Annotated in this window: 11 protein-coding genes; all 11 read left to right on the top strand. The window is 31.5% G+C overall.

The annotated features are described in order from the left end of the window. Positions 1 to 79 precede the first annotated feature (79 nt). Positions 80 to 784 (top strand): LytR/AlgR family response regulator transcription factor, encoded by a 705-nt coding sequence (locus ACW2QF_RS00170; protein WP_455713996.1) that lies wholly within the window; start codon positions 80 to 82, stop codon positions 782 to 784. Further along, entirely contained in the window at positions 781 to 1,443 is a 663-nt protein-coding gene (locus tag ACW2QF_RS00165; protein ID WP_455713962.1) for a hypothetical protein, read from the top strand. The genes ACW2QF_RS00170 and ACW2QF_RS00165 overlap by 4 nt, the downstream gene beginning before the upstream one ends. Positions 1,444 to 1,584: 141 nt before the next feature. Continuing rightward, complete coding sequence (locus ACW2QF_RS00160; RefSeq protein ID WP_455713961.1) at positions 1,585 to 1,884, top strand: WXG100 family type VII secretion target; 300 nt, start codon at positions 1,585 to 1,587, stop codon at positions 1,882 to 1,884. A 49-nt stretch (positions 1,885 to 1,933) separates the two neighbouring features. Then, positions 1,934 to 2,248 carry a WXG100 family type VII secretion target gene (locus ACW2QF_RS00155; RefSeq protein WP_455713960.1) on the top strand — a complete coding sequence of 105 codons (315 nt, stop codon included), beginning with the start codon at positions 1,934 to 1,936 and terminating at the stop codon, positions 2,246 to 2,248. Between the two features lie 59 nt (positions 2,249 to 2,307). Continuing rightward, complete coding sequence (locus tag ACW2QF_RS00150) at positions 2,308 to 2,727, top strand: hypothetical protein (RefSeq protein WP_455713959.1); 420 nt, start codon at positions 2,308 to 2,310, stop codon at positions 2,725 to 2,727. A 13-nt stretch (positions 2,728 to 2,740) separates the two neighbouring features. Then, positions 2,741 to 3,046 (top strand): hypothetical protein, encoded by a 306-nt coding sequence (locus ACW2QF_RS00145; protein WP_455713958.1) that lies wholly within the window; start codon positions 2,741 to 2,743, stop codon positions 3,044 to 3,046. A 75-nt stretch (positions 3,047 to 3,121) separates the two neighbouring features. Continuing rightward, positions 3,122 to 3,463: a WXG100 family type VII secretion target gene (locus tag ACW2QF_RS00140; protein ID WP_455713957.1), complete on the top strand. Its 342-nt coding sequence runs from the start codon at positions 3,122 to 3,124 to the stop codon at positions 3,461 to 3,463. Positions 3,464 to 3,478: 15 nt separating this feature from the next. Further along, positions 3,479 to 3,826 carry a WXG100 family type VII secretion target gene (locus ACW2QF_RS00135; RefSeq protein ID WP_455713956.1) on the top strand — a complete coding sequence of 116 codons (348 nt, stop codon included), beginning with the start codon at positions 3,479 to 3,481 and terminating at the stop codon, positions 3,824 to 3,826. A 47-nt stretch (positions 3,827 to 3,873) separates the two neighbouring features. Continuing rightward, positions 3,874 to 4,695: a hypothetical protein gene (locus ACW2QF_RS00130; RefSeq protein WP_455713955.1), complete on the top strand. Its 822-nt coding sequence runs from the start codon at positions 3,874 to 3,876 to the stop codon at positions 4,693 to 4,695. A gap of 205 nt (positions 4,696 to 4,900) precedes the next feature. Beyond that, complete coding sequence (locus ACW2QF_RS00125; protein WP_455713954.1) at positions 4,901 to 5,725, top strand: hypothetical protein; 825 nt, start codon at positions 4,901 to 4,903, stop codon at positions 5,723 to 5,725. Between the two features lie 209 nt (positions 5,726 to 5,934). Then, positions 5,935 to 6,756: a hypothetical protein gene (locus ACW2QF_RS00120; RefSeq protein ID WP_455713953.1), complete on the top strand. Its 822-nt coding sequence runs from the start codon at positions 5,935 to 5,937 to the stop codon at positions 6,754 to 6,756. Positions 6,757 to 6,758 lie beyond the last annotated feature (2 nt).

Here is a 6,758-nt window from a genome sequence, read left to right as displayed (position 1 = left end):
CAATTATAGAATTAACTTAGATGAAGGTATTGCTGAAGATAGTGATTGCATTAATTAGGGGGGATAATAAGTGATTACCATGTTAATTTGCAGCAATAAGAAAGCGAATAAAAGAATTGAGAAGGCAGTAACAGAAAATATCGCTTATTATAGCTCAGAAGACTGGGATATAAAATGCTGTGAGGGTGTTGTTATGGCACGGAAATATAGCAGACAAAAACAGAATATAGACTTTCTTTGTTTAGATGTAACTCAAGAGGGAGCAATTGCCTTTGCGGAGCATATAAGAAGGCTATTTCCCAATATAGTACTTCAGATTATTGCAGATAGTAGTATTTCTCCAATGAGCTATCTTAATCCAAGTATTATGGCAGTTTCTTTGTTACTTAAACCTTATGATAAAAAACAGTTATGTAAAGCGGTCCAAGAAATGTTTCAGTATGCTCTTATCAAAGATACAACGATAGATCAAGAAGAATGTTTCATAATAGAAATTAAGGGGGATCGTATACGGATTGAATATTCTTCCATTGTATTTTTTGAATCAAGAGAAAAGAAAATAATCGTTATGTCAGATGAGAGAGAGTATTGTTTTTATAATACGATCGATAGCTTAGAAAAAATTCTACCAGGTAATTTCATAAGAAGCCATAGAAGCTTTATATTTAATTTAAGTAGAGTACAGGAAATCAAAATGGCACAAAACACAATAATTATGAATGATGGCAACAAGGTCCCAATATCTAGAAGCTATCGAAGTGTGGTAAAGGAGAATTTGATATGAATGTAGAAGGTGTTCAAGTTAATTATCTTCTCTCTTTAAATGAATTCGAAATTTTGGCAAATCGCTGTGGAATTCAGAGAATTTATAGTTACCTAGGTAATCAACCAGAGCAGATGAAGTGGGAAATTTTTATTCAAACATTACATCAGATGATAAAGAAAAATATAATAAACGTTTCAGAAGAGATAATACAAGTGAAGGAACCATATTCTACATTTTTTAAAATAATTAAAGAAGCAACTGAAGTAATTACTTTTAATACTGACAAAGACTATTATCCAGGAAAGTGCTGTTATCTTTCAAAGGAAAATATAATTCTAATAACGGAGACTTCTAATACACGAGAAGATACATTACGTATATATGAAATTGAAAAGAAAGAATTTGTAGATTATATCTTAGAGGAAGGATATCTTACTTACAAGTCTAAGGATGTAGATTTTGATAAAACGGAGAAAAGAATTCTTACTCGGATTCAAAGCTGGGACATTATAAGAGAGAAAATTATTACAGAGTTATGTTTTTGTTTGGAGGATAACCAGTGTTATATAGAACAGGGGAGCGAGGAACAAATGATACGATTAGACTATAGTTTAGAGGTTCTAAAAAAAGAAATCAAAGTAATGATACCCGGGAAAGAGAATGCAAAAATTATTTAAAAATCTTGAAAATTAATGAAAATCATGTCGTTCATTCCAAAAATCGTGTCGTCTGTCAGAAAAATAGAATTTTTTGCTTTAAATATGTTATAATTTCCAAGAAGTAAAAAATATACTAAATGATTATAAGGAGGATAAACAATGTCAGCATTTCAAGTAACAGCCAAAGAACTAGCAACGAAGGCTACTGATTTACAACAATTAAATGCAAAATTTAAAACAGAGGTAACAGAATTAGAGACAACAGAAAGTGCATTACAATCTATGTGGGAAGGTCAAGCAAATAAAGCATTCCATGCATCTTTTATAAACGATAAAGGACAAATGGTAAAATTCCACAACGCAATTGAAAAGTATTGTGAAGCATTGGTTACCATTGCAACAAAGTACCAGACTGCAGAAAACACTAATGTAGATACTGCAAGTAAAAGAAAGTACTAATAAAGTTGACTTGTTAATATTAGAATAATCAAAAAAGGAGAATGAATTAATGGAAGGTATAATCAAAGTAACCCCAGAACAGTTGTCAACAACTGCAGATACATTTAGTACTAAAGGAAAGAATGTTAGTAGCTTGACATCACAAATGACAGATCTTGCAGTAGCATTAAGTTCTGTTTGGACAGGTGAAGCAGCTACTGCATATAGCACTAAGTTCAAAAGTTTAGATACTGATATTCAAAAAATCAATAAGATGATCCAAGAACATGCAGCTGATTTGAAGGAAATGGCTAGTGTATATACGAAAGCGGAAAAGGATAGCCAAGATGAAATCAGTGCTTTAGCATCCAATGTTATTGGCTAAGGCTAAGATATAGTCAATGAATACATAAAAATCAGGTTAGTCATAGGAACGTGTCTAGTGTGTATCGTCAAGAATATACACTAGACTCTTGCTATATTAAAGAAGGTGGAGGATATAGCATGTTTTCTGTAGAGTTAACTCAGTTGTCTAAGTGTAGTCAGAAAATAATGGATTATGAAAAATATTTAGAAATAGGTATAGAAGATATGGAGCAGTGCAAGTCCAATCTTCGTTCACTTTCTGGAATGTCAGGAATTATAGAACAGATGCAGAGCCTTGGGATACAATTAGAACAAGAAAAAAAGGGGTTTGAACAGTTGGCGCATACACTGAATGAAATTATAAAGTACTATGAGCATTGTGAGAAACAAATTGAGGATAGATATGAAAGAGGAAAAATAGTATATCAAAAACTTGAAGTAAAGTTTAAGGATCTTGATACTATTAGTTCTTTCTTTGAGAAGCTTGAGAATAGGTAGGGGGGAGCAAAAAGTGATGATAAATGAGGTTGAAATTAATACTAAAAATTTAAATAGAGATAGATTTAACATGAGTTCAGAGCTAAATAGTATCCAGAATAGTATGAAGGAGATGTTCGAGTCTATCAAAGAATTGGATACAATGTGGGAAGGAAATGCAAAGTCAGAATTTATAAATCAGTTTATTAAAGATTATGCAACATTAAATGATATCTGTAAATCCATGGTAGAGTTTATGGATTGTATGAAGTATGCAAGCGAGGAGTATTCTAGATGTAAAAATACTGTTAATGATTTAATTGAAGCAATAAAACTATAGAATCTAGGGGTTTTTTATTATAGTTTGGTGTAAATAATGAAATGTGTAGTATCAAATGGAGTTGGGAGGTAAAAAATGAGCAAAACAACAGGTGCGGGTATTGGAGGTGGAATAATCAAGGTCACCCCAGAAACCTTATATCAAAAAGCAGAGGCTGTACAAGATAAAATAAGTACGATGCAGACCAAATTCAACAATATGCTAGATGTTGTATCAAAATGTAATTCCTATTGGATAGGCAATGCTGGAGATGCACATAGAAAAATATATAAAGAATATGAACCAGAAATAACGGAAATTTTCAAACGGTTATCTGAACATGTAACGGATCTTAATGCCATGGCTGGTGTTTATAGCGATGCTGAGAAAACCGTAAAAGAGGTAGCTGAAAATCTTCCAACAAATCTAATTAGTTAGGGGAGGTACTAAAGGATGAGTGAAGCATCTATCATGATGGATTTTAAGAAAGCTAAACAGCAAGCGGATAGTATTGATGCCATTGCAGATCGATTGTCAAATCTATCCTGTACGAGTTTTGATGATACTATGAAGACGCTATCTAGCGATTGGAAGGGAGATAGTGCAAGTACCTATCTGAATAAGTGTTTGACGCTTCAAGGAGCATTGGATGATACGGTAACTAGTATCCGTACGACTGCAGATACGATACGTGAAATAGCTCGTAGGGTTTATGAAGCTGAATTGAAAAATCTTGAAATTGCGCAAAAAAGAAAAGCTGCAGAGGAAAAAAGTAAAGAAACTAGAACTTATAAAAAGTAGATTTATTAAGTATGAATGGTGGATTCAGTCATTATGGGAGTATATACATGAAAAAAGGATTAAAGCTTTTGTTGACGGCAATAATTATTACGATTGGAATAAGTTTGAGTGCTTGTAAAGAATTAATGGAAAATGAGGAGCCAGATGAAGTTATAGCAATGACAGACGAACAAAGAGATTTATTAATTGAGATGTCTTTCGATGAAGAGGGAGTTAAGGAAGGAAAACTTTCAGAATGGCAAATAGAGGTTTTAAGACAATTTGATTCTGCCAAAGAGTACTTAGAGAGAAAATATCCAAGTCATACGTTTAAAATTATTAGGGGAGAAAGTAACGATATCTTTCATGACTTTACAGAATTTATATTTATAGCAGATGATGATGATGAATGGTATGATATGCGCATTGATATTGAAAAAAAAGATAGCGGAGATGTGTATGCAATAACAGATAATTATTCTGGAGTTCTATTAAAAGAAAAGTATGAAGAGGAACTCTTGAAAGTATTACAGAAAGAATGCAAACAATGTGTGGCGGTTCATGTAGATATGAGTTCAATGGATGGAGAAGAGGTAAATGAAACATTTGATGTAAATAGAATAATTGACGAGGGATTTGAAGTAACACATCATACTACCATATTCATTAATGGACAAGATGAAGCAGATCCTTTGGCCTTAGTTAAACAAGTAAAAGATTTAATAAAAGAAAAGAGAATATACGGAAGTTATATTGTTTATGTATTGACGGGCGTACCAAAAAACTGTGTTAAAGGAAATGATTTCTTTAATTATGTTAGTGATGAAGAAAATGATTCTATTATAATTGAAGAAGATTTTCAGCAATTTAATCATGAAGAGGACGAATAATTATGTCAGAAAATTATCCAAAGAACAATTATTGTTACTTAATAATTTGTCGTATATGACAGAAGATAATCTACATAAAAGTTTTTAGTTGTAGGGGAAAAGCGGTTGATAAGGATAAAAAAATTAGCTATTTCAGAAAACTTGAAACAAGGCTATAACTAAGTTTCGAATATTGCAATCCAATAATTGAAGGGAGTATATATAGATGAAAAAAGGAATAAAGATTTTACTAACCATAATAATCATAGCCACTGGATTAAGTTTAAGCGCATGTAAGGATATGAAAACTGATGAGGAGAAGGAGGAAATCACAGCGATGACAGACGAACAAAGAGATTTATTATTAGAACTGAGTATAAATGATGAATCAGTTAAGGAGGGAACTCTATCAGAATGGCAAATAGAAGTATTACGACAATTTGACTATGCTAAAGAATACTTGGCGAGAAAATATCCGAGTCATACGTTTAAGATAATTAGGGGGTGTGAGTACGACATCTATCGTGACTATACAGATTTTTCATTTATAGCAGATGATAATAAAGAAAAATCATATGATATGCGCATTGATATTGAAAAAAAAGATAGTGGTAATGTTTATATGGCAATAGATGACTATTATGGAACCTTATTAGAAGAAAAGTATGAAAAAGAACTGTTGAAAGTATTACAAAGCTCTTGTATACAATGCGTTGCTGTTAAAGAGAGTATGAAAAATATGGACGGAGAAGAGGTTGGTTATACATTTGATGTAAATAGAATCATTAATGAGGGTTTTGAAATAACACATCGTACAAGGATTTTTATTAATGGAAAAGATGAAATGAACCCTTCAACTTTAGTAGATCAAATCCAAGATATAATAAAGGAAAAGAAAATATATGGTAGCTATATCGTTTATGTATTGGAGTATATACCAGAGGACTGTATAGAAGGAAATGATTTTTTAGAATATGTTAGTAATGAAGGAGAGGATTCTATTATAATACGAGAGACTTTCCAGCAATTTAATCATGAAGGGGAAGAATAATTATGTCAGTAAAATTATCCACAGAACAGTTATTACTACTGAATAATTTAATGCATTTTAAAGATAATCCTACACTAAAAAGTATAACTCATTATGATGGAAAAAAAGTTGATAAGGCATAAAAAAAATAGCTATTTCAGAAAACTTGAAACAAGACTATCACTAAGATTTGAATTCTGTAATCCAATAATTGAAGGGAGTATATATAGATGAAAAAAGGAATAAAGCTTTTACTAGCCACAATAATCATAGTCACTGGATTAAGTTTAAGCGCTTGTAAGGATATGAAGAATGATGAGGAAAAGGAGGAAATCACAGCTATGACAGACGAACAAAGAGATTTATTAATTGAAATGTCTTTCAATGAAGAAAGAGTTAAGGAAGGAAAACTTTCTGATTGGCAAATAGAGGTTTTAAGACAATTTGATTCTGCCAAAGAATACTTAGAGAGAAAATATCCAAGTCATACGTTTAAAATTATTAGGGGAGAAAGTAACGATATCTTTCATGACTTTACAGAATTTATATTTATAGCAGATGATGATGATGAATGGTATGATATGCGCATTGATATTGAAAAAAAAGATAGCGGAGATGTGTATGCAATAACAGATAATTATTCTGGAGTTCTATTAAAAGAAAAGTATGAAGAGGAACTCTTGAAAGTATTACAAGAGGGATGTAAGCAATGTGTGGCTATTCAAGTAAATATGAGTTCTATGCGTGAAGAAGAGATAAATGAGATATTTGATGTTAACAGAATCATTAATGAGAGTTTTAGGATAAAAAATGATACAGAAATATTTGTTAATGGAAAAGAAGAAAAGGATCCTTCAAGTTTAATAAAGCATGTACAGGATATAATAAAAGAAAAAAAAATTTATGGTAGTTATAGTATTTATGTGTTGAGTGATATACCTACAGACTGTGTGGATGGTAATGACTTTGCCGATTATATAAGTAGTGAAGGAAAGGATTCTATTATAATTGAGGAGACTTTTCAACAATTTAATCATGAAGGGGAAGAATAATT

It is taken from the genome of Anaerosporobacter sp. (assembly GCF_965301125.1).
This window is presented reverse-complemented; position numbering and strand designations above follow the sequence as displayed.